Consider the following 24971-nt stretch of genomic DNA (forward strand, 5'->3'; position numbering starts at 1 on the left):
CCTGGAGTGCGGGCGTAGCTCAGTGGTAGAGCACAACCTTGCCAAGGTTGGGGTCGAGAGTTCGAATCTCTTCGCCCGCTCCAATTCGAGACCTCGCAAAGGGCGGCCTTCGGGCCGCCCTTTGTCGTTTCAGGCCCGGTGACCGGAACTCTGGACCAAGCCCCCCGTTGTCAGCGGCTGGGACTTGAACACAGGGAATTTTGTCATGGTCGAACGCGTAGTTGAGCGCACCGACGGCGTCACCACCGAACGGGAAGTCACCCGCGACGGCGCCGCGGCGCCGGTCTACATCGAACGCAGCGGCGGTGGCGGCGGAATGGGCGGCATCCTCATCGGCATCGGCGTGCTGGCGCTGATCGCCATCGTCGCCTTCTTCCTGATGAGCCAGAACAAGAACGACGCCATCCGCACCGAGGCGGTCACCGACGCGGCGGCCAATGTCTCGGACGCCGCCGGCAAGGCCGCCGATGGCGTCTCCAGCGCCGCCCAGCAGGCGGCCGACAGCGTCGCGCCGGAAAAGAAGTAGGGCCTCAGGCCACGACGATCACGCCGTCACGGACCTCGACCGGCCAGGCCTCAAGGGCCTGGCCGGCGCAGGGACCGGACGTGCTGACACCGTCCGCGATGCGGAACAGGGCCCCGTGGCCGGCGCAGAGCAGCCGGTCCTTCTGACGGGTCAGATAGTTGTCCATGATGGCCAGGGGCCAGCCGGCATGCGGACAGACATCGACATAACCATGCAGGACCCCGTCCTTGCGGACAACGAAGCCGGCGAACAGGGCGTCGCCCGCGCGAAAGCGGAAGCCCTTGGCCCCGGGATCGTCGATCCCCTCCAGCGGGCAGAGCGGCGTTCCCGCCGGCGGCCTTGCCGGGTTGAGGGGGGCCGGGTTCAGGCCAGACCCCCGACCGTGACGCGCCAGGGCCGCACGGTGCTGGTCTCGAACAGCCCGGCCAGCTTGTAGGGATCGGCGTCGTGGAAGGCCTGGGCGGCCGCTTGGGTTGCGGCTTCGACGATCAGCATCGAGCCGGCCATGTCGTCGCCGTTGAGGAAGGGCCCGCCCAGCTTCACCACGCCCGGATTGGCGGCCACATAGGCCAGATGCGCCTCACGCGTCGCCAGCCGGATCGGCAGGCCACCCTCGCGGTCGAGCCAGGAAATCACGAACAGGGCCATGGTTATCTTTCCGATTTGAGGGGCCGCGAGAGCAGCCCGAGAATGGCTTCGTCGACCCCGACCTCGCCGGCCAGGATGGCGGCGACGGCGGCGCAGATCGGCATCTCGACGCCCTTGCTCGCCGCCAGGGCCCGCACCGCCGGGGCCGAGGCGACGCCCTCGGCCACCGACAGCTTGCCGGCCAGCGCTTCCTGCAGCGTCATGCCGCCGCCCAGGGCCAGACCGACGCTCATATTGCGCGACTGGGGGCTGGAGCAGGTGAGGACCAGATCGCCGAGACCGCAGAGTCCCGCCACCGTCTCGGCATTGGCCCCGAGGGCCACGGCCATGCGGGTCATTTCGGCAAAGCCCCGGGTGATCAGGGCGGCGTGGGCGCTGCGGCCCAGCCCCTTGCCCTCGACGATGCCGCAGGCGATGGCCAGGACGTTCTTGATCGCCCCGCCGGCCTCGGCCCCGATCATGTCGCTGGCCAGATAGGGCCGGAAGGTGGGGGTGGCCAGGGCCTCGGCCAGGACCTTTCCGAGGGCCTCGTCGGGACAGGCCAGGGTTACGGCCGTCGGCAGGCCGCGCGACACTTCCCCGGCAAAACTGGGGCCTGACAGCACGGCGGGCGCGCAGTCGGGCAGGGTCTCCGCCAGCACCTCGGTCATCAGCTTCAGGGAGCCCTGTTCGACCCCCTTGCTGCAGAGCAGGATCGGCTGGCCGGCGTGGGCGTGGGGCGCGAACTCGCTCAGGGCCGAGCGCAGGAACTGGGCGGGGGCGACGGCCAGCACCAGGTCGGCGCCGGCCAGGTCGGCCATGTCGGTCGTGGCCGAGATGGCGTCGTCGAGTTTTACCCCGGGTAAAAACAGGCCGTTCTCGCGGGTCTCGCGGATCTGGGCGACGGCCTCGGCCTCGCGGATCTGCAGGCAGACCTCGAGGCCCGCGCGGGCCGCGACCTGAGCCAGGGCCGTGCCCCAGGCGCCGCCGCCGATGACAGCCGCTCTTCTCATGACTTGGCGCCTTTGCGTCCCGGAACGTGCATTGGATTGCTGCTGGCCGCCGCCTGATCAAGCGGCCAACGCGGCCGGGCGACGGCGTCGAGGCCATCGCTGAGGCCAAGACTCAACCGTTCGGCCCCGGCCAGGGCGATCATGGCGGCGTTGTCGGTGCAGTAGGCCAGCGGCGGGGCCGTGAAGCTGAAGCCGTGGGCCTCCGCCGCTGCCTGCAGGCGGGCCCGAACATGCTTGTTGGCCGCCACCCCGCCGGCGACGACGAACCGGCGCTGGCCCGGGTGACGGTCCGCATAGGCCTTCATGGCCCGCTCCGAGCGCTCGGTCAGCTGCCGGGCGATGGCTTCCTGCACCGAGGCCGCCAGATCGCGCTGATCCTCCGGCGCGGTAACCTTTTCGGCCATGCGGGCGGCCGCCGTCTTCAGGCCCGAGAACGAGAAATCGCAATCCTCGCGGCCCAGAAGGGCGCGCGGCAGCGGGAAGCGTTTGGCATCCCCGCCGACCGCCAGCCTTTCCAGCGCCGGGCCGCCCGGATAGGGCAAGCCCATGGCCTTGGCGATCTTGTCGAAGGCCTCGCCGGCCGCGTCGTCGATGGTCGAACCGAGCCGTTTGCAGGCCCCCACGCCCTCGACTTCGAGCAGCTGGCAATGGCCGCCGCTGACCAACAGCAGCAGGAAGGGATAGGGAATGTCGGCCCCCAGCCGGGCCGAGACCGCATGGCCCTCCAGATGGTTGACCGCCACCAGCGGCAGGTCGCGGGCCAGGGCCACCGCCTTGCCGAAGCTGAGGCCCACCATGACGCCGCCGACCAGCCCCGGCCCGGCCGTGGCGGCGACACCGCTGAGGTCGTCGTAACCGATGCCCGCTTCCGCCATCGCCTTGGCCGCGATGCCGTCGATGCTCTCGACATGGGCCCGGGCGGCGATCTCCGGCACCACCCCACCGAACGGGGCGTGTTCGTCGATCTGGCTGGCGATCACCGAGGACAGCACTTCCGCCTGACCATCGGCATGCAGCCGCACCACCGAAGCGGCGGTTTCATCACAGCTGGTTTCGAGGCCAAGGACGGTCTGCGTACTCATACGGATTTGCGGTTCCGGGGCCGCTCCTGTAGCAGCCCTCCATTGTTGAACGCCCGAGGTAACCCTCCCGCCATGTCGCCGCAACCTGTCGTCCGGATCGGCACCCGCGCCTCCAAGCTGGCGCTGGCCCAGTCGCGCATGATGCAGCTGCGCATCGCCACGGCCCTTGGCGCGCCCGACCGGGCCGACGAGGTCGCGCCGCTGGTCCGGATCACCACAACCGGCGACCGCATCCAGGACCGCCGCCTGCTGGAGGTCGGCGGCAAGGCGCTGTTCACCAAGGAGATCGAGGAGGCCCTGCTCGACGGCCGCATCGACGCCGCCGTCCATTCGATGAAGGATGTCCCGGCCGAGATGCCGCCCGGCCTGGTCATCGCCGCCATCCCCGAGCGGGAAGACGTCCGCGACGCCTTCATCAGCGAACAGTTCGACAGCCTGGAAACCCTGCCGCGGGGCGCCCGCCTGGGCACCGCCTCCCTGCGCCGCGCCGCCCAGTGCCTGGCCGCCCGGCCGGATCTCGAGATCATCATGCTGCGCGGCAACGTCGACACCCGACTGGCCAAGCTGGCGCGCGGCGAGGCCGACGCCATCCTGCTGGCCGCCTCGGGCCTGAACCGGCTGGGTCTGGGCGGGGTGGTCAAGAGCTTCCTCGACCCGGTCGCCAACCCGCCGGCCCCCGGCCAGGGCGCGCTGGCCATCCAGACCCGCGAGGCCGATATCGGCGCCGACTGGCTGGCCGCCGTCCGCGACGAGGCGACGGTGATCGCCGTGGCCGCCGAGCGTGGCGCCCTAGCCGCCCTGGAGGGCAGCTGCCGCACCGCCATCGGCGCCCATGCCCAGCTCGACGGCGCCCACCTGACCCTGATTGTCGAGGCCCTGACCCCTGACGGGACCAGGCGTTTCCGACAGGAGGGCGGCGTCATGCTGCCGGAAGCGGACGCCGAGGCCGCCGCCCGGGCGCTGGGCCAACAGCTGGGCGACGCCGTCCGCCTGGCCGGCGGCGACGCCATCATCCTGCACGACTGAGCCGCCGCCCGTTCAAACGAGCAACGGTAGGGGATTGATCGGGCGCGGCGGAGCGGCCAGCCTGCCGCCGTGCCCAACCCCTCGCGCCTCGTCTGGATCACTCGCGCAGAGCCTGGCGCTTCAGCGACCGCCGAACGGGTCGTGGCGAAGGGCTGGACGCCCCTGGTCGCCCCGCTTCTGGAAGCGCGGACCCTGCCGGACGTCGCCCTGGACCTCACCGATGTGGCCGCCCTCGCCTTCACGAGCGCCCAGGGCGTCAGGGCCTTCACCGCCCGCACCGACGCCCGCCTCCCCGCCTTCACCGTCGGTGACGCCACCGCCGAGGCCGCCCGCGCCGCCGGCTTCGAAACGGTTCAATCGGCCGCCGGCGACGTCACCGCCCTCGCCGCCCTGATCGCCAATGCCCGACCCGGCCCCATCCTCCACGCCGGCGCCCTGCACCCGGCGGGCGACCTCCTCGGTGACCTGACCGGCCGGGGCCTCACGGCCCGCGCCGTCGCCCTCTATGACACCCGCCCCGTAGACCCGGCCCCCGCCCTTGCCCGCCTGGCCGAGATCACGAACGTCCTCGTCCACTCCCCCCGCGCCGCCGCCCTGCTGGCCGAAGTCCTGACTGCCCATCCAGCCCCGAAAATCCGCCTCCTCGCCCTCTCCGACACCGTCGCCGCCCCCCTTCGCGCCGTGAAAAGTTCCCAGATCGTCGTCGCCCCGTTCCCCAACGAGCCTTCCCTGCTTAATCTGCTCTGAAAGCCGCCAAGGCTGGCCGGAACGATTCGCTTCACCGATGACCGTGCAAGACACCGACGACATCACCCCGCCCCGTGATCCGGCCGCCTTCGCCAGGCCCCGGGGACGCGGCATCGGCATCTTCGCCATCGCCGCCCTGTGCGTGATCTGCGTTGCCCTGGGCTTCGTCGGATCGCAGGTCGCCGGCTGGGTCGCACCGAGGGAGCCGGCCGCGCCGGCGCCCCTCGCCGCCAACCCGCCCAGCCTCGAGGGCCAGCCGCGCACCCCTTCGCCGCCCCTGGCCGGAGCCCCCTCGGCCGCGCCCGTCACCGCCTCCGGCTACGAGGACCTCGAGGCCCGCCTGGCCTCCGTCGAGGCCAGCCAGCAGCGCACCCTGTCGGCCGCCGGCGCCGCCCTGGCCGCCGCCGGCCTGGCCGAGGCGGCCCAGACCTCGCGCCCCTTCGAGGCCGAGCTGGCCGCCCTGCAGCGGGTCCTGCCCCTGTCCGCCGACGCCCGCGCCCTGGCCCCCATGGCCGAGACCGGCGTCCCCAGCCGTTCCGCCCTGGCCGCCGAATATGCCGACATCGCCGCCCGCGCCTCGACCGCCGCCCGCGAGCCCGGCGAAGGGTCCGGCGTCGTCGAACGCATTCTCCACGCCCTGTCCGGCATCGTCAGCATCCGCCGGATCGGCGAGACCACGGGCAACACCCCCGACGCCATCCTCGCCCGAGCGGAACGCCAGGCGGCCGAGGGCGACCTGGTCGGCGCCCTCTCCACCCTGCGGGCCCTGCCGCCCGGCGCCGCCAACGCCATGGCCCCGTGGCGGGCCCGCGCCCAGCAGCGGGTGTCGCTGGACCAGCACCTGGCCAACATCCGGGCCCAGGCGTTGGCTGACCTGGCCTCTGCCAATTCTGTCTCTGCTGGAGGCGCCCGGCCGTGATCCGCACCGCCATCGTCGTCTTTATCCTGGCCGCGGCGGCCGTCGCCCTGATGGCGCTGACCCGCGACGCCGGCGAGGCGCACCTGGTCTGGCTGGGCTGGCGGGTACAGATGACCGCCTCGACGGCCGTACTGCTGGTCATCTTCACGGCCTTGACCGCCACCCTGCTGTGGCGGCTGGCCATCTGGCTGCTGGAAATTCCCCGTCGGGCCGAACTGGCCCGCATCGAGCGCAAGCGCAAGGAGGCTGGCGAAGCCTTGGCCCGTGGCTTCCTTGCGGCCGCCGCCGGTGATGGCGGCGAGGCCCGTCGCCTGGCGCTGAAGGCCGGCGAGCTGGCCGATGATTCCCCCGCCCTGGTCCGCATCCTCACCGCCCAGGCGGCGGAAGCGGCTGGCGATGTCGCCGCCGCCAAGGGCGCCTACGGGGCCATGGTCGCCTTCCCCGAGATGCGCCTGGCCGGCCACAAGGGCCTGATGACCGCCGCCCTGGCCGAGGGCGACAAGGCCGGCGCCCTGAAGCATGCCGAGGCCGCCTATGGCCTGGCCCGCACCGCCCGCTGGGCCTGGCGCGCGGTGCTCGAAGCCCGGCTGGAAGCCGGCGACTGGGCCGGGGCCCTGGAGCTGGTCAAGAGCGCCCTGGAGCGCAAGATCGTCTCGCCGATCGTCGCCGACCGGGCCCGCGCCGCCCTGCTGGCCGCCTCCGCCGCCAGCCTGGAGCACGGCGACGACCGCGCCCGCCGCCAGGCCAACGACTACGCCGCCCAGTCGGCCAAGCTGGCCCCCGACTTCGCCCCCGGCGCGGTGATGGCCGCCCGGCTGAGCGGAGAAACGCGCGCCGCCCGCGCGTCCGGCTTCATCGAGGCCGCCTGGAAACAGAAGCCGCACCCGGCCCTGTGGCTGGCCTACCGCGACCTGAAGACCACCGAGACGCCGCGCGAACGGGCCCGCCGCCTGGCCGCCCTCGCCGCGCTCAACCCGTCCGACCGCGAAAGCCGCATCCTGATGGTCGAGCAGGCCCTGATCGCCGGCGAAATCAGCGCCGCCCGCGCCGCCGCCGCCGAGCTGGAGGCCGAGCCCCTCACGGCCCGCCTTGCCGGCCTGCTGGCCCGCGCCGCCAACGCTGCCGGCTTCGTCGACGAGGCCCGCGCCTGGATCGCCCGCGGCGCCGCCGCCCCGCAGGAGGCCGACTGGTCCGACCTCGATCCCGAGGGCCAGGCCTTCGCCTACCAGCCCGACGACTGGGCCCGTCTGGTCTCGGCCTATGCCGAGACCGGCGAGCTGATCCACCCGCGCCTGGAGCGCCGCGAGCGGGCGATGAGTGATCTGCCCGAGCTTCCGGTCTCCTACGTGGAATCGACGCCTTTCCTGGCCGCCGCCGAGACCGGGGCCATGGCCCTGCCGATCCCGGACGACCCCGGCATCGACAGCTTCTACGAGGGCGTTCCGGACGAACCGGCCCCGACCAAACCGCCAGCCAAACGGCGACGCTTGGCAACGACGCCGCGTCCAGCTAAATAGCGCCCCTCCAGAAGACAGACCCGTCTGTCAGGCCGCTTTAGCTCAGCTGGTAGAGCACCTCATTCGTAATGAGGGGGTCACAGGTTCGAGTCCTGTAAGCGGCACCACCACTTCCAGCACGACATCGAGTTTGAAGCTGCCGAAAGGCCTCAAACCTTAGTCGCCGAGTGGGTCCCCAGTGGGTGTGGCTTTCACACCCACCTTTCGGCGGTAGCACTACGCTTCCGAACTCCGAGCAATGTGCATCCGTCCGTACTTCACGGCACGCTCGTAACAATCAGACGCGGTGGCATGCCCGAGTCCCTGGGCTATAGAGGGGTGGGTCAACAAGTCCGTTGAGCGGAACACTGGGATCGAGCTGAACCGCTCGCGAAGAATGCGGTTTGCCTTCTTCTCATCTATCCCAAGCTGAAGTTGGCGGCTCAATGCGATCGCTATCGAAGCAGCTTCGCCGTCACCAAGCCTGTCTGGTGCTTCAGCGGACACCAGTTCAACAAAGGTATCGAGCTCGTCACCACCGAGCGACACTAGCTCGACCATCGGATTTTGAAGTGCCGGGTGGATGTCGCCGTCAAATGGTCGTCGCGTAACGGGATCCAGCTTAAGTTCGCCCAAGACCTGCTCTGGAATGGCGATCGGGCAAGCGAATCCCTCCACGATCGCAGAGGCATGTCCCGTGGCCAGCAGGTTGATCCATACGCTAGTGTCCAGGACGAGGGAGCGTGGTTCGAACGCCGTCATAGGGTCAGCCGACCTCGCCGAACGGCTCGACTACGCTCGACAATTCGCTCCGGTCCACCACGAGTAGTTCGCAGACCTGACCCTCACTGAGAATGCCGTCTGCCAGCGCGCGGGCGGCCAAGTAGGCTAGGCGTGGGGACACCAACGGGGGGCGAGAAGCTGGCTCCGCGTCACCAAGGACTTCGCGTTCCATCGCTAAACTAAAGCCACGGTCCTTGATGGATGCCCATGCTCCCTGCGCCAAAAGTTCCAGTTCTTCTAGTCGCCGGCACATGCCCTCGGTGGTCACATCAAACTGGTGAGCGAGAAGGATCAGCCCCTTAACATCGACGCCTTTCCGTTGATCAAGCAAGGCGTCAAACCTTTGCCGAACCATCGCCGAGGGCATCAAAAAAGCGTAGCCAAACCGGCGTGCGAACCTCTCTTCGACCGTCAAAGGCGTCGGCCGTTCGTCAAGAACATCGACAAGCGACCTATCAGCAACGAAGTGAGCCGCCTCGTGCGCCAAGGTCTGAAGGCGGCGACGGCGAGGGTGGTTTGCATTGACTAGAATGCAAGCTCCTACGGCCGGGTCGTAGGCGTAGAGGCCCGAAAGGGAGCCGTCCGGAAGCCCTCTAGCGAACACACGGATGCCCATGTCGAGTTCGAGGGAAGTAAAGAGATCGCCGACACGGCCAAGGCCAATCCCCATGCGTTGGCGAAATGCTACGGCTGCGTCCTCAGCTTGTTGAAGGTAACCGCTAGAAGCGATTCGAAGCGGTGGCGGGTAGTCGGTTCGCAGTTCCGCTCCTAGGATTCGCTCGAGCTCTACGGCCCCCGTCGCTAGCTTATTTAGCAGCTGAACAGCATCCGAGACCGTCGGTGCCTCACCATCGGTTTCTAGCCGCCTAAACTTTGCAGACAGGTCGACGTGAACCGCGTCGCTCGCGAGCAGTTTCCCTGCCGAAGTCGCGTAGGTCTTAGAAAACGCGATCAGTTCCTCCGGGCGCACACGACGCTGCCCTTTCTCGATCGCAACCAACGTGGGCCGCGAGATGCCCAGTTGGGCTGCCGCAGCCTCCTGCGTGAGGTTTACGCCCGACCTAGCGATCCGAAGACGTTCCCCTAGGGCGTGAGGTTCAATTTGGCCTGGGGTCATTGGTATTCAAACTCTCTGCGCAGCCAAGCACTGGACGGCAACGCATCTAGAAGCCCGCCCCATTCGGACCGGTGCCGGCGGAACAGGGATTTAAAGGCCGTGTCCGCTTGATCGGCTGACATGTCGGGGATGTCGCGTGCTTCGAGCGTGACGCGGCTATGCGTGTCGTTCGTTATCGCCATATCCGCGAAAATAGCCATCGACGAGGCGGCGCGCGCCAGGATTTCCTTCTCGTTCCTAGTGAAATTTTCGAAAGCCCCTGAACGCGCCTTAAGCCTCAACTCCGCATCACGGAGGTCGAAGGCCGTATCATCCTGGAAGCCCATGCCGGCTGCGACCAGCGCGCTTTGGCGCAGAACGCACCCACCGCAATACCCGCAAGCGCCCCGTTCCCTTCTCTGGTAGGGCCTTAGCGAACAGGAGCGGGTAGCCTCAAAGCCCGCGATGAGGCCCTTGTCTCGCAACTCAGCGAGCACCTCGCCTTTCGTCTTCCAAAGTTGTGGTTGTTTGAACTCGACCTTCCGATCCAGAACCAGTGACAGAAAGGCGCTTAGACGGGCGATGAAGCCTGGGTGGGTGCTGCGAAACGGCCATTCGTTGTAGAAGCGAGCAAACGACGGCCCCAAAGCGCCTTGCCCATTCTCGCCGATTACGACTGCCTCCGCCTTCGCAGTTGCTGCAGCGACCGCTGCCAGAGAGAAGTAGACAAACGGTCTGGTTCGGTAAGATTTTTCCCTCGGATGCCCTGCGTAAAACCTCCGAGGGACCTGCAGGATTTGGCCTCCAGCGCGTCCCGATTGAAGCTTCCCGGCTCTGAACGGGAGGACAGCCTCATCGCCGAAGTCCTTCCTCAGGAGAGCTACCTGCGCAAACGAGTCTAGACCGTCGCTGAACGGCACGACAAAGCGAGGAGGGCCGTCAGAAAGCGGCAGGTACCGCTCCTTGACCGGCTCATCAGTTCGCTTAGTGAACTCGATGCACCAAGCGTCCCCGGTCAAGAAGCCCAAAGCATCGACCAAAGCGGTGGCTACATCACTTCGGGAGAAAAGCACTTGCTCGAACACAGGGATGGTTAGAGTCAGCCGCCTTGCCCACCCCTCGGTGAGCAGCCGAGTCTGAACTCGATCAGCCAACGCCACGGCCTCGACTATGGTCGCCAGGTCTTCGCTTACTGGGGCCAACTCGCTTAGGCAGTGTTTCGCAATCGGCGTCGGGTTCGTTCGGATCATCTCGCCGAGCACAGCGAGAACCGGCTTGGCTGGTTGCTTCGAACCCGACTGTCCAACGATGCTTACGGTCTGCCTCATTGAGAGATTCCCGGCGCGCGGGGACCGAGCACAAGGAAATCGTCGAGCTGAACTTTCGCGGGCGCAGGTGGGCGTTCGCCCATGAGATAGGTGGCGACGGCGGGTCCGGTGGCCTCGGCGAGCACCGAACCCAGCGTAGCAATCACCTCCTGTCGTTCAGACCGGCTGACACCCTCCGCGATCATGCAGGCGTTGGTCTCAGAAACAACACTCGTAATGTGACTCACTAGGGCTGCTTGGAGAGCGTCGCCGAGACTTGCCGCTTGGTTGCTGTTGAGCAGATTGATCACCTCGGCCTGCAGCGCAGAACGCGGTGAAGCGCTTATCCCTTCAAAGCCGAAAAGACTTGGCTGGTTTGCTTCGGCCGCGACAGTCGCGGATAGAGCCGCGTCTAAGTTCGCCCTGACGTCTTGGCCTAGCGCAGCCGCAGCTTTGGCTATCAAGAGCTCGGGTTGTTGTCTGTCAGCCGATCGCATGCAACGGCGAAGCACCGCTCTCATGGCCTGCGAAACCGGGACTCGCTTGTGGATGTCGTCGCGCATGACCACAACGATGGCACGAATGCGGACAATGTCAACATCTAGACGTCCCAGTTCCTGACATTGTCCAAACGCTTTGGCTGGCCGGCACGGCGTTTGGCCGCCTATGCGCAGGTTTTGGCAATGTTCACGGATCAGGTGGCGGCCTTACTAACCACGCCCATTAGGCAGCGATGAAGGCCCTCAGCAGCCTAGCAGGATCTAGCCCAAGCGCCTCTGCGACCTGACAGAACTCGATCACGTCCAGCCGTCGCTCACCCCGCTCAATCTTCGATACGAAGCTCTGAGGCCGCCCCAGGCGCTCGGCCAGTTCGACCTGCGTGACGCCGGCAGCCTTCCGTGCCGCCACAAGGAACTGGATGAATTCCTGGTGCCGCTGCGTGAAGACCGACGATGGCACTGGGCGCCCCTAAGAGGTGAGGCGCTTCCGTTAAATCCGATCTTGGGATATCCCAGAACGGGTTATTCTCGTTGTGGTCTGTCCGGGGGAAGTGGGTAGGCCCTCGGGCAAGGCGGAAAAGCCGGTATCTTATATGATGATCGCAATGAAGCGTATCAGGGGGAAACATGACTGAACACTCAAACAAGCTTACTGCTGTGAAGGGCCTCATCGCCCGCATTCCACAGATTATAACTCGCGTTCTTATCGTCGCGACCGCCGTGTATTTTATCGGCTTCCTTTGGATATTCACCGGCGGGAACGCCGTACGACTTCTCATACCTTTTCAGTGGAAGGTGTTCTTCGTTGAAAGACGATACGCCGAAGTCATTTACGACAAATGGTTCTTCTACGGCACAAGCTTGCCGGGGCTATTCATCAACTGGCTTATCATGCTCGCGCTCATTGCTGGCGCATACTACGCCTACGCCTTCATCGTCCGGAAGAAGGACCAATAGCGCAAAGGCCTAGACGACTCCCTGCGCAGCCCTCGCGGCGAACAACACCCATCGATCCCGAGCCCTCGTGACGTCTGTCGCGGGGGCTTTTTCTTTGTCCAGAGAGGACCCAACCAATGCTCTCAATCACCGATCGCGATGCAGTCACGGCCGCCCTTACCGACCAACAGCTAGACCCTACCCTGCGTGCCCTGATCGGCCTTCGCGTGTGGCAGGTGGACACCGATCGCCAGCAGCCGCTCGGCGAGACCCTCCAGATCGTCGTGGTCCAGCCCGGCGACCCTCCTGAGGTCATCCATGAGGCGGTGGGCTTCCCGATCACGTGGGACCAGGCCGACCAGCCGGGCTTCGAGTGGATGAATGACCACGGCTCATGGTTCGAGCTTGCCTACGTCCTGACCGATGACTTCGGCATGCTTGTGTTCGTCGCTGACCACCCGGACACCAACTTCGTCCTGCGCTTCAACTGCCTCGGCTTTGCAAACCGTCCGGCGGCCACGGAAAGCTAGGCGCGGCCTGATCTCAACCAACGCCGCCTAGCGGCCAACCACAGCACCCATCCCGAGCCTCCTCGACACCGTCGCGGGGGCTTTTTTCATGTCTGAAAGGAGCACACCGTGCTTTCACTTACCGACCGCGCCGCCCTGTTGAAGGCGCTGAACGATCCTGATCTCGACCCCCATCTGAAGGCGTTGATCGGCCTTCGCGCTGATCACCAGCGGCCCCTCAGCCAAAACGTCGGGTACTTCGTCGTCCAGGGTGGAGACACCCCTGAGGTCATCAACAAGGCGCTCGGCTTTGCCATCACGGGCGACCACGCCGAGGAGCCTAGCTTCACTTGGATCAAGCACCACGGCCAGTGGTTCGAGCTCGCCTATGAACGCAGCGGCGGTCCGGCTCTCATCTTCGTCGAGAACGGGGCCGGCACTGAGCTGGAGCTTCACTACCTGTGTCTGTCGTACTTTTGGCCCGATGACTGCGGTGGCGACCAATGAGCAAGGTCGTCGGGCTCCTGGCCCTATGCGTCGTCTGCGCCGCCCTCAAAGCGGCTTTGACGGTGTTGGTTGTGGCGCTGGCGCTCACCGCGCTCCTGTCCTTCATCACTCGGCCGCGCGAGACGCTGGTGTTCATTGGCACCTTCGCGCTGCTGGGCCTTGCCAACACGCGCCCGCTCGCCTGCGTCATCACCCTGGGCATTGTCGGCATCGTTGCAGTGGTGGCAGGCGCAAAGCGTTCGCCGCGAAATCAGCTCCGCCTGACCGACGGTCGTGAACACCACTCAAACTAGGAAATTTCCGGGTTGGTCAGCTGAGTGCCTTTCAGCTGATCACTCTCCGACTTCCTAGCGAAGGGTGCTTTCGGCAGGGCTCTGGGAAATTCCTTAGCTAACGGCCTTTCAGCAATGGGATGGATCTGTTCAATAGTTATGGCCGATACCAAATAACACCATAAATCACATTCACCACTTTCCACGAAATTGGAAGGTGTCGATTGACGCACCCGCGCCGACCATCTAAACGGCCACTACAGCGCGCCGCCAAGGCAACTGGCGCTGTTTGAGCCAAGTGGCCAGAAAGCTCCGCAACTGGGGAGCTTCGTACTCTCCTGCAAGTGCAGACCCCCACATCCATTCATGCAGAGAGAACACATGGACTCTGAATCCAATCCATCAACTTCTGACGCCTCCGAGGAGTCCCCCGGAACGTCAGCACAAACCCCTGCTCCACCCTCCAGGCCAACGACTTCAAAGAACCCGCTCCGCCAGTTCAGTCTCAGGGGTCGGGCCGACGAGCTTGAAGCCATGGCGGCGGACACCAAGCCTCTGTTTGGCGAGTTCGCAATGCACGGTCAGGCAACGATGCTTTATGCCGAGCCGGGCACCGGAAAGACCTTGCTGCTCATCAGCCTTTGCCTACAGGCGATTGAGATGGGGCGGATCGATCCCAACAATCTCTACTATGTAAACGCTGACGACAACAGCGCCGGCCTGGCCGTCAAGCTGCGCCTGCTACAAGACGTAGGTGCGCACATGCTTGCGCCGGGATACGAAGGACTGAAGACCGATTCGCTGGTCGACTACTTTACTCAGGCCATCGAAGCGGGCTCGGCACGAGGCACCTGCGTAATCATCGATACGCTGAAGAAGTTCAGCGATCTCATGGACAAGAAGCGGACCAGCGCGTTCGCCCAAGTCTGTCGCCAGTACGTGATGGCGGGTGGAACGGTCGTCGCCTTGGGCCATACGGCCAAAAACCCCAATGCAGATGGAACACCGCGATACCAAGGCACCACCGACATCCTGGAGGACTTTGACGCGGTCTACATGGCCCAGCCGCTGGTTTCAAAAGGCGAGGCAACCCAAAGGCTCGTCAAGCTCACCAGACTCAAGAGCCGGGCGGAGAGTCCCGAGACCATCGCCTATGCCTACGATGTTCTTCCAGGTCTTAGCTATGAATCGAAGCTGGCATCGATTCATTCCGTCCATCCCGATGACCTGGATGGTTACGCCCCTGAAGTTCAGCCGGTGAACGATCCTCTGGTCATGGATGCGATCGTCCGGCTCATCACGGCCGGGTCTCTGGAAGGCAAGATGGCGATCTCAAAGGCCGTCGCCAAGGAGACTGGGGTGTCTCAGCGGCAGGCGATGCAGGTTCTGGAACGCTACACCGGCAACACCCCTCGGGATCACTTGTGGGCCTTCGAGAGGGGCGACCGGGGCGTAAGGCACTACCGCCTCATCGACCAGTCAACGGACGGGGCTTAGAGGGCCCTTTCCGATGAGTTTGAGCGGGTTATCGACTCCCTCCAACTCGGCCGCGTCCGGAGCCGACCAGAGGTCAGATTTTCAGAATCGCAGACTTCGGCGGTCTCCGGGCAACGCCTGCGGACGGCGCGAAACTGCGATTCTGGAAGTCTGCTCGGCCGGTGTCGCTCCGGCGGTCCCTGGGCCCCTCCGAGCGATTTCTGGGCCCGACCCATCCCGACCCTCGCGTGTGCCCTCTCCGGCCGCCTCTGGGCCAGCGCGACCCCTCCTGGCCTACCCCCCCACCCGACCCGCCGCGCCCGTCGCGGCTCTCCCGGCGCTCCTCGCCGATCTCCATCAGAAAGAACTCACCATGCCTTACGCAAAACTCAGCCAAGCTTTCGCCGACACTGCCACATGTAAGCAGGGCGCGAAGAAAACAGACTGGTACGATGAGACCATCACCGGCTTTGTCCTAGAGTGTCGCTGCAGTGGCGGCCGGACCTATTATCTTCGCTACCAAGGCCAATGCGGACGCCCAAAGCAGCATAAGATCGGCCGCTGTGAAGACATCACCTTCACGGCAGCGAAGAAGGCTGCCCAGAAGCTGCGGTCGGAAGTCGTGATGGGTGGCGACCCCGGAGCCAAAAAGGCTCTGGCGAAGTCGATCCCCCTGTACCGGGAGCTTGCGGAAATGCACTTGGCCGACGCGAAGCTCCACCAGAAGTCCTATTCGACCACCGAGATGGTGATCCGCCGTCACATCCTGCCGAAGTGGGGCAGGGTCAGGCTGATCGACATCGACAGTCGTACGGTCGCCCACTGGCTCGCCGAAAAGCGGTCCGAGGGGTTGGCCCCGGCGACCGTCGAGAAGATCAGGGTCATCTTCGGGCGGTCCTTCGTGTTGGGCCTGCGCTGGAACATCCCAGGAGCCGATAAGAACCCGACGCGCGGAATAGCCCGACCGCCCCTGAACAACGCCCGTGAACGCTTCCTATCGGCCGAGGAGGCGGCCCGGCTGCGGGAGGCGGTGGCGGCATCCAAGAACCCCCAGCTGCAGCACATCGTCGGTCTCCTGCTCCTTACGGGAGCGCGGGTCCGCGAGTTGCTCAACGCGCGGTGGGAACACGTCGATGTCGAACGCCGCTCCTGGCTGATACCGACCAGCAAGACCGGTAAGCCGAGGCACGTGCCCCTCTCAACTGCGGCGGTGGCAATCGTGGCGGCCCTGCCCCGCTTTAAGGGGTGCCCGTATTTGGTGCCCAACCCGGATACGCTGAAGCCTTTCGTGTCGATCAAGCACGGCTGGCAGCAGGCGCGACGGGTGGCCAGGTTGCAGGGCCTTCGGATCCATGATCTGCGGCACTCGGCGGCGTCCTTCATGGTCAACAGCGGCGTCGATATCTTCGCCGTCGGCAAGGTCCTGGGGCACGCGAGCTACCAATCGACCCAGAGGTACGCCCACCTCGCAAACGCCACCCTGCTGGCCGCTGTAGAGGCCGGAGAGGCCAAGCAGAAGGTCGCCTGAACCAAACCCACCCCCCCACCTCGTGCTGGTCTCATCCGGCATGCAGGTGGGGGCGGTGGCGTATTTTTTTTGCTCGGCCGAAGCTGAGCGCGGGTGACGATGACGTGTTAGCGTCGAGGCATGGCCCCGCCACCCCAGATCCCCACCGTGCGATTCGACGAAAGTTGGGTCACTGCCGAAGTCGAAGCTGAGGCCCGAACGACCCTCCAGAAGTTTCCCGACGTCGGCGAGGAAAGCCATGAGCGGGCCTACGAAGCGGCTCTGACGATGATCCGCAGGGGTGGCGATCAGGCCGCGCTGTTCAAGGTTCTGGTGGACGGCGGAGTACCCAAGGCGCGGGCTTCAGAGATAACCCGACTGGTCCATTTCCGCACGTCGTCATTGATCCAGCGGAACAGAAGCCTAGCCCTTGGGATCGTCGAAGCTGAGTGGCTCTATTCCGGAGCACCCTGCATGACCAACCCGAAGAAGCCAACGCCCGCAGAGGAACTTCAGAACGCCGAGCACCTTGCGGCCAGCGGAAAGCGATACCGGCTGGCGGAAGGATTCCCGATGGGAGACCGATACGTGCGCCCCGGCGAAGAGGCTGGTTGCAAGTGCGCCTCCCTTCCAATCATCTCGTGGGCCTAGGATGGACGAATACACCGGGTTCGCGAAGTGGGGGCTGCTCTGGGTCTTGGCCGGAGTGGTGGTCTGGAGCGGACCCGGACGGCTTCAGCTAAGGGTGGCTAGCGGACTTTGTGAGGCCAAGCGCAGAGCGGCATAACCCCGTCCACTTTTTCGGGGGAAGATCACACCGTCGCCGTCGCCGCAAACAGATCCGCGTAGGCTAGTAGGCGCTGCCCTTGGGCCCGTCCGAACGCCTGTCTCGCGCCGTTGGCCTGGCGCTGCGCATCAAGAACATCGAGCAGGCGCAGGGACCCCAGTTCATATGCCCGCCGGGCCAGGCGCAGATTCTCCTCAGCCGTCGTGAATGCCGTCTGGCGCAGGCGCAATTCCGCCTCGCTGGCCGACACTGCCTCCAAACCATCAGCGACCTCGACGAAGGCTTTCAAAACAGTCGCTCGATAGCGCGCCTCAGCCCGCCTGGCCTCAGCCTCGGCCTGACGCACCCTGGCTCTTAGCGACCCGCCATTCCAGAGCGGGGCGGTGAGGCCTGACGCGAGATTCCAGCCGGCGCCTGCAGGGCCGAACAGGCCGTCCGGGCTGAGCGCCGTCTGCGCGAACTGGGCGGTGATGTTGATATTGGGATAGAGACGCGCACGGTCGACGCCAATCTGGGCGATGGCTGCATGATAGGCGCTCTCGGCGGCCAGAATATCCGGACGCCCATGCAACAGCAGCGAGGGGATCGCCAATGGCCTGCTGGATGGCACAGTGAAGTCTTCCAGCGAAAAGGTCCGATCCGTCCAGTCGCCTGGCGCGCTGCCGGTCAACGCGGCCAGCGCGTTCTGAGCCGAGGCGAGATCGCGTCGAAGTGCGGGCAGGACAGCTAGGTCTTGCGTCAGCTGTGTCTGCACTCTCAGCAGATCGATCCGACCCGATGCGCCGACGTCGACTGACCGTTGGGCCAGGGCCAAGGTCTGACGGTCATCGGCCACCACGGCCTCGGCAATGGTGATTTGCGCGCGAAGCGCGGCGATATGGATGGCCGTGCGCGTCGTGTTCCCGGCGATGGCCAGGCGGGCCGCATCTAGCTGATAGCCCTGGCCTTGAACCTTGGCTGACGCGGATTCCAGAGCCCGACGATTGCCGCCGAAGAGGTCCAGATCGTAGGAGACCGTACTCCCGACCGTGTACCGGGAGATCGTGCGGTTTGGGAATCCATCGAAGCCGAAGGCGGCGCCGTTGATGCGGGCCCGCTCCACGCCGCTGGATAGACCGACCTGTGGCGAGCTTGCGCCTTCGACGACAGCTGCAGCGGCGCGCGCGGAGTCCAGCGCTGCCTCCGCCTCCGCAATCGTCGGGCTTCCTTTCAAGGCGGTGGAGACGAGGGTGTCGAGATCAGCCGCGCCAAACGACGTCCACCACGGTGGTCCTGCGCTCTCACCAGCAAAGACGAAACCTCCCGTGCTCTCAACAGCCTGGTAGCGCGAAGGAGCAAGAGCGGATGGGGAGGTGAAGTCCGGCCCCACCGTTGCACAGCCGGTCAGAAGGACCGCCATCAAACAGACGCCCGTGTTCAATCTAGTCCGGTAATGCATCGCTGCCTCCAGCCACGGCATCGCGCGGCGGCTTCAGAAATAGAATGAGTGGAATGGTCACGATGGTAAGCAACATCGAGATATGGAACCCGTTCACATAGGAGACCATCGAAGCCTGTCGTCCGACCTCTGCAGCCATCATCGAAAGACCCTGAACGGAACCCAGATCGATCAAGCCCCCCATCTGGCCCTGAAACACCGGATTATCGGGGCGGACGTTCTGCACCAGGACCGAATAGGAGGTCTGGAGGTTGCTTACGAACAATGCCTGCATCAGGGAAATCCCCACGGCAGAGCCAAGGCTTCGGGCCAGAGTGATCACTGCGGACCCGTCGGTCCGCAAACTCCCCGGAAGGGTCGCGAAGGCCAGGGTATTCGAGGATACGAAGATCAGACCAAGACCAAGCCCCTGCAGCAGGCCCGACACCATGATCAGATGGGCGTCCATCTGAGGCGAAGACATGGACATCTGCCACATCGCCGTCGCATTCAGGGCGAAGCCAATGAAGAGAACAGCCCGAGGGTCAGCGCGCCCGATGAACCGGCCGACAACCATCATGCTCACGAGCATGCCCAGGCCACGCGGCATGGTGACCAGGCCGACGGTGACCACCGGATAGCCGAGGATGTTCTGCATCATGGGTGGGAGCAGGGCCAGAGAGCTGAACATCAGCATCCCGGTCGCCAGACTCAGCACAACTCCTACGGTGAAATTCCAGTTTCGCAGCAGGACGCGGGAAAAGAACGGGCGCTCGGCCGTGATTGTATGGACGGCGAATACGTAGAGTCCGATTGCCGCCAGAGCAGCCTCAATAGTCACCTCCCAGGATTCGAACCAGCCTTCGCCCGGGCCTCGGTCGAGCATCAGCTGCAATGCCGCGATAAAGAGGGCGAGCGCGCCAAACCCGAGGAAGTCGAACTTTCGGGTTGAGGCCGAGCGGCTTTCCGGCAAAAATCGGAGGACGCCAAGCAGGGCGAGAATTCCGACCGGGAGGTTGATGAGGAATACCCACGGCCAGCCGAACTGTTCGGTGATCCATCCCCCCAAGGCGGGGCCAAGCACGGGGCCCAATACGACGCCGGCTCCAAACGTCGCCATTGCCTGCGGGTGTCGTTCGGGGGGATTGATCTCAAACAGAATGGCTTGCGAGAGCGGCACGAATGACGCGCCGCAGAGACCCTGAATGATCCGAAAAACGATCATCTGCGGCAGGTTGGCGGCGAGTCCGCAGGCCAACGATGAAAGTATGAAGCCTACGATGGAGATAACCATCAAAGTCTTGCGGCCAATGCGTTCAGACACCCAGCCGACAAGGGGGGTCATCAGGGCCTGTGCGACAATAAAAGACGTCAGAACCCAGGTAATCTGGTCAAGACCAGCCGAAAGGCTTCCTTGCATATGCGGCAGTGCGACGTTCGCGATCGTGCTGTCCAAAGTGTACATGCTGGTGGCCAGCATGACCGACAGGGTGATCGGACCCCGAGCAATCGGCCGCGTTGTGGTCACGAAGGGCCCTTGCCTTTGATTTTGGCTGTTTTGGGTCGCGTATCGACGCGCACCTTGGCGCTCATCCCGGCCCCGATCAGGAAGCCGGGTGGCGGATTGACCAGGACAAGGCGCACGGGGATGCGCTGGACGACCTTCACCCAGTTACCCGTGGCGTTCTGAGGCGGCAGCGCGGAGAACACCGCGCCTGTGCCCGGACTGAAACTGGCGATCCGGGCCTCAAAGACCTTTCCGGGATAGGCGTCAAAGCGCACCGTGGAGCTTTGGCCCGCCCGCATGCTCTCGATCTGGTCTTCCTTGAAATTGGCTTCGATCCAGGGATCACCGGCAATCAGCCAGAAAAGGGTCTGCCCAGCGTTCACAAACGATCCGCGCTGGACCTGATCGACCTTGGTCACCACGCCGGTCTGCGGCGCGATGACCAGGGTGTAAGACAGCGCCAGCCGCGTCCTCTCCAGACGCGCGGCGGCTTCGCGGACGGCGGGATGATCATCAATCGCGGCATTTACACGGCCGCCAAGTTCCGCCAGCGCCACCGCCACGCCCTGTCTTGCGGCGGCCAGCGCGGAAGCGGCGGCGTCCACCGCATGATCTGCGGCCTCAACGTCCCGCCGAGATGCGATGCCCTCGGTAGCGAGCAGTCGCGCCCGCGCCTGTTCCTTCCTCGCGAAGGCCAACTCATCCTCCGCGCTGCGCTGCGCCGCTACACGGGAGCCGAACGTCGCTTCAAGGGCCGCCACACGGGTCCGGGCCGCGGCCAACGCGGCCTGTGCCTGGCTCAGGTCCGCTTCCGGGTTCGCTCGATCCAGAACGAACAAGACCTGCCCGGCCGCAACATGCTCGTTTTCACGCACCCGCATCTCGACTATCCGACCGGTGATACTGGTGCTGATCGGCACTCGCGCCGCTTGGACAAAGGCGTTGTCGGTTTCCTCGTAACGGCCGGCGGTCAGCATGAACCATGCGATCACTGCCAACACCGAGAGAGGCGCGGAAATCATGAACAGCAGGCGACGCCGCCGCAGCAGCCCTTGAATGCCACCCGCCGGCTTTGCACCCTGGTCGTCCTCGGCTTCAGCCGCGTCGCTCATGATCCACTCTCCTACTCGGCCGATCCAATTTTCATTTCCACCAACCGGTCCCTCAGCCGCGCGAGCAACGACTGCAGCTGGCTGACATCGAGGTCGGTGAGTCCGCTGAAGCATTCCGCCTGCAGGTCAGTGGCGGCGGTAATCACGTCCGGCAAAAGGTCCAAGGACGCCTGCGTAAGATGCACACGCCATTTGCGGCGGTCTTCGGGATCAGCCCGGCGCTCGACATGGCCCGACCGCTCCAGGCGATCCACGGCCTCGCCGACCGCGACCCGGCTGATCTCCAATCTCTGGGCCAGCGAGGCCTGCGTCTGCCCATCTTCTCGCGAGAGATAGGCGAGCACCCGCCAGGTCGCGCCGGTGAGGCCCACTCTCCGCATCCGTTGGTCGAAGGCGAGCCGAAGGAGGCGCGTGACCTCGGCAAGGGCGAACCCCGCGTCGAAGCGCGCATGGGCGGCTTCCTTCCGGCGTTCCGGCTCTTCGATTGGCCTGGGGTCGGACAACTTGGACCTTTGGTGATGACTATGTAATGGTCCTTATCATCAAGTGCCTTGCAAATGAAAGTTCCACTCATGACCGGACCTTCGCCGCTGACCTTTTTGGGGGATGAGGCGGTTGCGCTCACAGCGGACAGCTATGGGACACCAAATCGAGGAACAGTCCTCCTCGCCCACGGCGGCGGGCAGACACGGCATGCCTGGGCGAAGACGGGTGAACGCCTCGCCGCCGCTGGCTGGCGGGCGGTCGCACTCGACCTGCGGGGTCACGGCGACAGCGGCTGGTCTCCCACGGGGGACTACAGAATGCACCGGTTCGCCGCCGACATCGTGCGAGTCGCTGACCAACTCGGGGACAAGCCGGCCCTGGTTGGCGCGTCGCTCGGCGGGATCGCTGGAATGATGGTCGAGACGCTGGTCGCGCCCGCGACCTTCTCGTCACTGACCCTGGTCGATGTCACGCCGCGTATGGAGGCTGACGGCGTGGCGAAGGTCATGGGTTTCATGTCGGCGCGTGTTGCCGACGGCTTCGCTAGTCTGGAAGAAGCGGCCGAAACCATCTCCAGCTACATGCCGAGCCGGCCCCGAAGAACCGATCTCACCGGGCTTGGAAAGAACCTGCGCCAGCACCCCGACGGCCGCTACCGCTGGCATTGGGATCCGCGCTTCGTAACGAGCGTGATGGAAAGCCGCGACACTCACTCCATGGAAGACTTCCGCACGCGAGTGGGCGACATCAGCATACCCGTGCACCTGATCCGGGGGCGCATGAGCGAGCTGGTTTCCCAAGAAGCAGCCCAGGAGTTTCTGACGATGTTGCCCCAGGCGACCTTCACCGACGTCGAGAACGCCGGACACATGGTCGCCGGAGACAGGAACGATGCGTTCATCGAGGCGGTGGTCGGGTTTCTGTCACTGCGTGAGGCCATTCAATAATCGAAGCGGTGCGCGCCGCATTTGAAACGCCAGTGACGTTTCGCGTTTTCCGACAATGGAGGTTGGGCGCGAGTGACGGGCGTCAACTTCCGCTTTGGGTCGATATTGTTGAAAAAGGCTGGAGCGTCGCGAAGTCGGGGTCGGTCTTGCCTCGGACGAACTGAACTGCGGAACAGTTCTCCCTGTTAGATGGGCGACGAGCAAGAACGTTGCTCATTTTCGTGCCCGATGAATGCCGGGGCGACTTTTTCAACAAAATCGGTCGGATGCTGACCTTCGCCCTGCCCACCGCGTTCGACTAGTTCAGACCAGAACGGGATGCGTTTGACCTGCTGCGCCACAGGCCGGGTGGGGTCGCCAAATTCGCGCTTGAAGTAGTCAGCCAAATCGAAGCCGTAGTAGATCACATCAGACTGGTAAATCGAGAACACAGGGTTGCCGGGCTCGTGCGGCTCCGCAGGCAAATAGCGATGCGACAGCAGCGGGATCAACTTGGGGGCCCTAAGCGCCTGTATTGCTCCCACCATCGACCAAGAACTCACCCGAAAATGTGGGGTTTCGGTCGACAAATTGCGGCAAGCGGAGGCCATCCTTGACGCCAGCGATAACGGTAAGTCCGTCCGGGCCGGGCGTTGCCGATTTACCCGAACCAAAGATGGGGCGTATGAGGTGTCCTAACGGATCAACCCCTCCGGCAGTGGGCCACTGTCCACAATGGGTCGAAAGCAGCTAACCCCAGGGGGTCGGAGAGCAGACCTTCGGCTGCTGGGTGGCGGTCACGCAGGTTTGGCGCAGGTCACATTTTCCGCGTTTCCCACGTCAAAGCACCTAACTTAGGAAACGGTTGGTCCAGCCATTTGGGGCGGTTTGGGTAGGGGCTGGGTAGGGTGACCAGCAGGCACCCGAATGGGCCGTAAGTTCATACTATTGTTCGCCTTTTCGCGTCCTCGTGACTAGATTTCGTAATGAGGGGGTCACAGGTTCGAGTCCTGTAAGCGGCACCATTCTTCCTCCCCCAAACGTCCGGCGCGCAGCCCGCTCCAGCCAGGCCGAAAACTTAACTGCAACAGTTGAGGTTTCAATTTTATCCCCTATCTGCAGGGCCCCTGTGTTTCCCGGAGCCCTCCCCATGTCCACCGTCCGTCCCTTCGCTATCGCCGGCCTCGGCGCCGTGCTGGTCCTGTCGCCCCTGGCCGTTGTCGCCCAAGGCGCCTTCAGCAGCGATCCCACCCAGGTCCAGGCCGGCGACTACCGGCTTGATCCGGCCCACAGCAAGATCACCTGGTCGATCGATCACTTCGGCTTCTCGACCTATGTCGGCCAGTTCAGCAAGGTCGAGGGGACGCTGAGCGTCGATCCGAAGAAGGCCGCTGACGCCAAGCTGGACGTGACCATCGACGCCAACTCCGTCGGCACCCTTAGCCCGGCCCTCGACGCCCACCTGAAGACCGCCGACTTCCTCGATACGGCCAAATTCCCCACCGCGACCTTCAAGGCGAGGTCGATCAAGCTGACCGGCAAGCGCACGGCCGACATTACCGGCGACCTGACCCTGCGCGGCGTGACCAAACCCGTCATCGTCAAGGCGACCTTCAACCAGGCGGGCGTTAATCCGGTCGACAAGACCTATTCCCTGGGCTTCGCCGGCAAGGCGACGATCAAGCGCACCGACTTCGGTGTGTCGGCCTACGCGCCGGCGCTGGGTGACGAGGTGACCCTGGAGCTTGAAGCCGAGCTGAAGAAAGTCGGCTGAGGCAGATAAATCCTGACAGCCGCTGTCAGGTGGCGCCAGGCATCCTCGCGATCCCAAATCGCGAGGATCCCAACCATGCCTACCCATCGTCCCGGCCGCCGGGCCGTGCTGAAGTCCGCCGCCGGCCTGGCCTTGGCGCCGGTCGCCCTCACAGGCGCCGCCGCGGCTGAAGCGCCGCCGCCCGGCAAGCCGGGGGACTTCGATTTCCTGGCCGGGGAGTGGCGCATTCAGCACCGCCGCCGCCCCGCGGCCGGCGCCGCCTTCGAAACCTTCGAGGGCGAGGCGACCTGCTGGACCATTCTCGGCGGGGTCGGCAGCGTCGAGGAGCTGCGCGTGCCGAGCCGGAACTTCATGGGCATGGGCCTGCGGCTGCTCGACGTCGAGAAGAGGGTCTGGAGCGACCATTGGGTCAACGCCAAAAGCGGCGTCGTCACCACCCCGGGCCAGACCGGCTACTTCAAGAACGGCGCCGGCATCTTCGAGGCCGACGATTTCGACGGCGAGACGCCGATCAAGGTCAAGGGCGTCTGGGACAATATCACCGACCGGTCCTGCCGCTGGAGCCAGCTGATCTCGCGCGACGGCGGCAAGAGCTGGGAGGACCAGTGGGTCATGGACTGGCGCAAGGTCTGA

The 24971-nt window shown here is 65.0% G+C and carries 29 protein-coding genes and 2 tRNA genes; 17 read left to right on the plus strand and 14 right to left on the minus strand.

Going from position 1 to position 24971, the window contains the following annotated elements; translation table 11 throughout:
- The first annotated feature begins 8 nt into the window (after positions 1 to 8).
- Together AC2YG9_RS20020 and AC2YG9_RS20025 are read left to right on the plus strand one after the other, a co-directional pair.
- Positions 9 to 83 (plus strand) — tRNA-Gly (locus tag AC2YG9_RS20020).
- A 122-nt stretch (positions 84 to 205) separates the two neighbouring features.
- Positions 206 to 526: a hypothetical protein gene (locus AC2YG9_RS20025; protein WP_487299763.1), complete on the plus strand. Its 321-nt coding sequence runs from the start codon at positions 206 to 208 to the stop codon at positions 524 to 526.
- A 4-nt stretch (positions 527 to 530) separates the two neighbouring features.
- Here the strand turns inward: AC2YG9_RS20025 and AC2YG9_RS20030 are convergent, their stop codons facing one another.
- The 4 genes from AC2YG9_RS20030 to tsaD are packed head-to-tail and all read right to left on the minus strand — an operon-like array spanning position 531 to position 3248.
- Entirely contained in the window at positions 531 to 920 is a 390-nt protein-coding gene (locus tag AC2YG9_RS20030; RefSeq protein ID WP_487299834.1) for a Rieske (2Fe-2S) protein, read from the minus strand.
- The gene (locus AC2YG9_RS20035) at positions 890 to 1174 is read right to left on the minus strand and encodes a YciI family protein (protein WP_487299764.1); all 285 of its coding nucleotides are present in this window, start codon (positions 1172 to 1174) and stop codon (positions 890 to 892) included. Before AC2YG9_RS20035 ends, AC2YG9_RS20030 begins: the two co-directional genes overlap by 31 nt.
- Positions 1175 to 1176: 2 nt before the next feature.
- Positions 1177 to 2166, minus strand: coding sequence for an NAD(P)H-dependent glycerol-3-phosphate dehydrogenase (locus AC2YG9_RS20040; RefSeq protein ID WP_487299765.1), 990 nt, complete (start codon positions 2164 to 2166; stop codon positions 1177 to 1179).
- Positions 2163 to 3248: a tRNA (adenosine(37)-N6)-threonylcarbamoyltransferase complex transferase subunit TsaD gene (gene tsaD, locus AC2YG9_RS20045; RefSeq protein ID WP_487299766.1), complete on the minus strand. Its 1086-nt coding sequence runs from the start codon at positions 3246 to 3248 to the stop codon at positions 2163 to 2165. Before tsaD ends, AC2YG9_RS20040 begins: the two co-directional genes overlap by 4 nt.
- A gap of 72 nt (positions 3249 to 3320) precedes the next feature.
- On the opposite strand from tsaD, the gene hemC reads away from it, so the two are divergent.
- The 5 genes from hemC (at position 3321) to AC2YG9_RS20070 (ending at position 7564) form a co-directional block, all read left to right on the plus strand.
- On the plus strand, positions 3321 to 4274 hold the full coding sequence (gene hemC, locus AC2YG9_RS20050) for a hydroxymethylbilane synthase (RefSeq protein ID WP_487299767.1): 954 nt from the start codon (positions 3321 to 3323) through the stop codon (positions 4272 to 4274).
- Positions 4275 to 4343: 69 nt separating this feature from the next.
- The gene (locus AC2YG9_RS20055) at positions 4344 to 5021 is read left to right on the plus strand and encodes a uroporphyrinogen-III synthase (RefSeq protein ID WP_487299768.1); all 678 of its coding nucleotides are present in this window, start codon (positions 4344 to 4346) and stop codon (positions 5019 to 5021) included.
- A gap of 37 nt (positions 5022 to 5058) precedes the next feature.
- A complete protein-coding gene (locus AC2YG9_RS20060; protein ID WP_487299769.1) occupies positions 5059 to 5940 on the plus strand; it encodes a COG4223 family protein in 882 nt (293 codons plus the stop codon).
- Positions 5937 to 7457: a heme biosynthesis HemY N-terminal domain-containing protein gene (locus AC2YG9_RS20065; RefSeq protein ID WP_487299770.1), complete on the plus strand. Its 1521-nt coding sequence runs from the start codon at positions 5937 to 5939 to the stop codon at positions 7455 to 7457. Before AC2YG9_RS20060 ends, AC2YG9_RS20065 begins: the two co-directional genes overlap by 4 nt.
- Positions 7458 to 7488: 31 nt before the next feature.
- Positions 7489 to 7564 (plus strand) — tRNA-Thr (locus AC2YG9_RS20070).
- A 109-nt stretch (positions 7565 to 7673) separates the two neighbouring features.
- On the opposite strand, the gene AC2YG9_RS20075 is transcribed toward AC2YG9_RS20070, so the two are convergent.
- The 5 genes from AC2YG9_RS20075 to AC2YG9_RS20095 all read right to left on the minus strand — a co-directional run bounded on the left by AC2YG9_RS20075 (position 7674) and on the right by AC2YG9_RS20095 (position 11582).
- Positions 7674 to 8198, minus strand: coding sequence for a PIN domain-containing protein (locus AC2YG9_RS20075; RefSeq protein WP_487299771.1), 525 nt, complete (start codon positions 8196 to 8198; stop codon positions 7674 to 7676).
- 4 nt (positions 8199 to 8202) lie between these two features.
- Positions 8203 to 9336, minus strand: coding sequence for a helix-turn-helix domain-containing protein (locus AC2YG9_RS20080; protein ID WP_487299772.1), 1134 nt, complete (start codon positions 9334 to 9336; stop codon positions 8203 to 8205).
- Entirely contained in the window at positions 9333 to 10643 is a 1311-nt protein-coding gene (locus tag AC2YG9_RS20085) for a 7-cyano-7-deazaguanine synthase (RefSeq protein WP_487299773.1), read from the minus strand. Before AC2YG9_RS20085 ends, AC2YG9_RS20080 begins: the two co-directional genes overlap by 4 nt.
- Complete coding sequence (locus tag AC2YG9_RS20090; protein WP_487299774.1) at positions 10640 to 11185, minus strand: hypothetical protein; 546 nt, start codon at positions 11183 to 11185, stop codon at positions 10640 to 10642. Before AC2YG9_RS20090 ends, AC2YG9_RS20085 begins: the two co-directional genes overlap by 4 nt.
- Positions 11186 to 11345: 160 nt before the next feature.
- Positions 11346 to 11582: a helix-turn-helix domain-containing protein gene (locus AC2YG9_RS20095; RefSeq protein ID WP_487299775.1), complete on the minus strand. Its 237-nt coding sequence runs from the start codon at positions 11580 to 11582 to the stop codon at positions 11346 to 11348.
- A 167-nt stretch (positions 11583 to 11749) separates the two neighbouring features.
- Here AC2YG9_RS20095 and AC2YG9_RS20100 point away from each other — a divergent pair, with 167 nt between their 5' ends.
- The 7 genes from AC2YG9_RS20100 (at position 11750) to AC2YG9_RS20130 (ending at position 16980) form a co-directional block, all read left to right on the plus strand.
- Positions 11750 to 12079, plus strand: coding sequence for a hypothetical protein (locus AC2YG9_RS20100; RefSeq protein WP_487299776.1), 330 nt, complete (start codon positions 11750 to 11752; stop codon positions 12077 to 12079).
- A gap of 116 nt (positions 12080 to 12195) precedes the next feature.
- The gene (locus AC2YG9_RS20105; RefSeq protein ID WP_487299777.1) at positions 12196 to 12588 is read left to right on the plus strand and encodes a hypothetical protein; all 393 of its coding nucleotides are present in this window, start codon (positions 12196 to 12198) and stop codon (positions 12586 to 12588) included.
- 108 nt (positions 12589 to 12696) lie between these two features.
- The gene (locus tag AC2YG9_RS20110; RefSeq protein ID WP_487299778.1) at positions 12697 to 13074 is read left to right on the plus strand and encodes a hypothetical protein; all 378 of its coding nucleotides are present in this window, start codon (positions 12697 to 12699) and stop codon (positions 13072 to 13074) included.
- Positions 13071 to 13367, plus strand: a complete 297-nt coding sequence (locus AC2YG9_RS20115) for a hypothetical protein (RefSeq protein WP_487299779.1) — start codon at positions 13071 to 13073, stop codon at positions 13365 to 13367. The genes AC2YG9_RS20110 and AC2YG9_RS20115 overlap by 4 nt, the downstream gene beginning before the upstream one ends.
- A 360-nt stretch (positions 13368 to 13727) precedes the next feature.
- Positions 13728 to 14843, plus strand: coding sequence for an AAA family ATPase (locus tag AC2YG9_RS20120; protein ID WP_487299780.1), 1116 nt, complete (start codon positions 13728 to 13730; stop codon positions 14841 to 14843).
- A 352-nt stretch (positions 14844 to 15195) separates the two neighbouring features.
- Complete coding sequence (locus AC2YG9_RS20125; RefSeq protein WP_487299781.1) at positions 15196 to 16350, plus strand: site-specific integrase; 1155 nt, start codon at positions 15196 to 15198, stop codon at positions 16348 to 16350.
- Between the two features lie 147 nt (positions 16351 to 16497).
- Positions 16498 to 16980: a hypothetical protein gene (locus tag AC2YG9_RS20130; RefSeq protein WP_487299782.1), complete on the plus strand. Its 483-nt coding sequence runs from the start codon at positions 16498 to 16500 to the stop codon at positions 16978 to 16980.
- A 161-nt stretch (positions 16981 to 17141) separates the two neighbouring features.
- Here the strand turns inward: AC2YG9_RS20130 and AC2YG9_RS20135 are convergent, their stop codons facing one another.
- Genes AC2YG9_RS20135 through AC2YG9_RS20150 form a run of 4 tightly spaced genes read right to left on the minus strand, consistent with a single transcriptional unit; the run spans position 17142 to position 21655 of the window.
- The gene (locus AC2YG9_RS20135) at positions 17142 to 18554 is read right to left on the minus strand and encodes an efflux transporter outer membrane subunit (RefSeq protein WP_487299783.1); all 1413 of its coding nucleotides are present in this window, start codon (positions 18552 to 18554) and stop codon (positions 17142 to 17144) included.
- Positions 18538 to 20061: a DHA2 family efflux MFS transporter permease subunit gene (locus tag AC2YG9_RS20140; RefSeq protein ID WP_487299784.1), complete on the minus strand. Its 1524-nt coding sequence runs from the start codon at positions 20059 to 20061 to the stop codon at positions 18538 to 18540. The genes AC2YG9_RS20135 and AC2YG9_RS20140 overlap by 17 nt, the downstream gene beginning before the upstream one ends.
- Positions 20058 to 21152, minus strand: a complete 1095-nt coding sequence (locus AC2YG9_RS20145) for an HlyD family secretion protein (protein WP_487299785.1) — start codon at positions 21150 to 21152, stop codon at positions 20058 to 20060. Before AC2YG9_RS20145 ends, AC2YG9_RS20140 begins: the two co-directional genes overlap by 4 nt.
- Before the next feature lie 11 nt (positions 21153 to 21163).
- On the minus strand, positions 21164 to 21655 hold the full coding sequence (locus tag AC2YG9_RS20150) for a MarR family winged helix-turn-helix transcriptional regulator (protein ID WP_487299786.1): 492 nt from the start codon (positions 21653 to 21655) through the stop codon (positions 21164 to 21166).
- Positions 21656 to 21724: 69 nt separating this feature from the next.
- Here AC2YG9_RS20150 and AC2YG9_RS20155 point away from each other — a divergent pair, with 69 nt between their 5' ends.
- Positions 21725 to 22585 (plus strand): alpha/beta fold hydrolase, encoded by an 861-nt coding sequence (locus AC2YG9_RS20155; RefSeq protein WP_487299787.1) that lies wholly within the window; start codon positions 21725 to 21727, stop codon positions 22583 to 22585.
- A 185-nt stretch (positions 22586 to 22770) separates the two neighbouring features.
- Here AC2YG9_RS20155 and AC2YG9_RS20160 read toward each other — a convergent pair whose 3' ends face one another.
- A complete protein-coding gene (locus tag AC2YG9_RS20160) occupies positions 22771 to 23076 on the minus strand; it encodes a hypothetical protein (RefSeq protein ID WP_487299788.1) in 306 nt (101 codons plus the stop codon).
- Positions 23077 to 23714: 638 nt separating this feature from the next.
- Between AC2YG9_RS20160 and AC2YG9_RS20165 the strand changes: the two genes are divergently transcribed.
- Positions 23715 to 24338 (plus strand): YceI family protein, encoded by a 624-nt coding sequence (locus AC2YG9_RS20165; protein WP_487299789.1) that lies wholly within the window; start codon positions 23715 to 23717, stop codon positions 24336 to 24338.
- Positions 24339 to 24413: 75 nt separating this feature from the next.
- Positions 24414 to 24971, plus strand: a complete 558-nt coding sequence (locus AC2YG9_RS20170) for a hypothetical protein (protein ID WP_487299790.1) — start codon at positions 24414 to 24416, stop codon at positions 24969 to 24971.

It is taken from the genome of Caulobacter sp. SRI_014, assembly GCF_057586315.1.

What these genes read in the sequence shown, in the direction of transcription:
- AC2YG9_RS20100 (WP_487299776.1), top strand. Translation starts at nt 11,750, where the DNA reads ATGACTGAACACTCAAACAAGCTTACTGCTGTGAAGGGCCTCATCGCC.
- AC2YG9_RS20035 (WP_487299764.1), bottom strand. Translation starts at nt 1,174, where the DNA reads ATGGCCCTGTTCGTGATTTCCTGGCTCGACCGCGAGGGTGGCCTGCCG.
- AC2YG9_RS20080 (WP_487299772.1), bottom strand. Translation starts at nt 9,336, where the DNA reads ATGACCCCAGGCCAAATTGAACCTCACGCCCTAGGGGAACGTCTTCGG.
- AC2YG9_RS20105 (WP_487299777.1), top strand. Translation starts at nt 12,196, where the DNA reads ATGCTCTCAATCACCGATCGCGATGCAGTCACGGCCGCCCTTACCGAC.
- AC2YG9_RS20125 (WP_487299781.1), top strand. Translation starts at nt 15,196, where the DNA reads ATGCCTTACGCAAAACTCAGCCAAGCTTTCGCCGACACTGCCACATGT.
- AC2YG9_RS20075 (WP_487299771.1), bottom strand. Translation starts at nt 8,198, where the DNA reads ATGACGGCGTTCGAACCACGCTCCCTCGTCCTGGACACTAGCGTATGG.
- AC2YG9_RS20165 (WP_487299789.1), top strand. Translation starts at nt 23,715, where the DNA reads ATGTCCACCGTCCGTCCCTTCGCTATCGCCGGCCTCGGCGCCGTGCTG.
- AC2YG9_RS20135 (WP_487299783.1), bottom strand. Translation starts at nt 18,554, where the DNA reads ATGCATTACCGGACTAGATTGAACACGGGCGTCTGTTTGATGGCGGTC.
- AC2YG9_RS20115 (WP_487299779.1), top strand. Translation starts at nt 13,071, where the DNA reads ATGAGCAAGGTCGTCGGGCTCCTGGCCCTATGCGTCGTCTGCGCCGCC.
- AC2YG9_RS20060 (WP_487299769.1), top strand. Translation starts at nt 5,059, where the DNA reads ATGACCGTGCAAGACACCGACGACATCACCCCGCCCCGTGATCCGGCC.
- AC2YG9_RS20090 (WP_487299774.1), bottom strand. Translation starts at nt 11,185, where the DNA reads ATGCGCGACGACATCCACAAGCGAGTCCCGGTTTCGCAGGCCATGAGA.
- AC2YG9_RS20120 (WP_487299780.1), top strand. Translation starts at nt 13,728, where the DNA reads ATGGACTCTGAATCCAATCCATCAACTTCTGACGCCTCCGAGGAGTCC.
- tsaD (WP_487299766.1), bottom strand. Translation starts at nt 3,248, where the DNA reads ATGAGTACGCAGACCGTCCTTGGCCTCGAAACCAGCTGTGATGAAACC.
- AC2YG9_RS20155 (WP_487299787.1), top strand. Translation starts at nt 21,725, where the DNA reads ATGACCGGACCTTCGCCGCTGACCTTTTTGGGGGATGAGGCGGTTGCG.
- AC2YG9_RS20145 (WP_487299785.1), bottom strand. Translation starts at nt 21,152, where the DNA reads ATGAGCGACGCGGCTGAAGCCGAGGACGACCAGGGTGCAAAGCCGGCG.
- AC2YG9_RS20040 (WP_487299765.1), bottom strand. Translation starts at nt 2,166, where the DNA reads ATGAGAAGAGCGGCTGTCATCGGCGGCGGCGCCTGGGGCACGGCCCTG.
- AC2YG9_RS20170 (WP_487299790.1), top strand. Translation starts at nt 24,414, where the DNA reads ATGCCTACCCATCGTCCCGGCCGCCGGGCCGTGCTGAAGTCCGCCGCC.
- hemC (WP_487299767.1), top strand. Translation starts at nt 3,321, where the DNA reads ATGTCGCCGCAACCTGTCGTCCGGATCGGCACCCGCGCCTCCAAGCTG.
- AC2YG9_RS20025 (WP_487299763.1), top strand. Translation starts at nt 206, where the DNA reads ATGGTCGAACGCGTAGTTGAGCGCACCGACGGCGTCACCACCGAACGG.
- AC2YG9_RS20085 (WP_487299773.1), bottom strand. Translation starts at nt 10,643, where the DNA reads ATGAGGCAGACCGTAAGCATCGTTGGACAGTCGGGTTCGAAGCAACCA.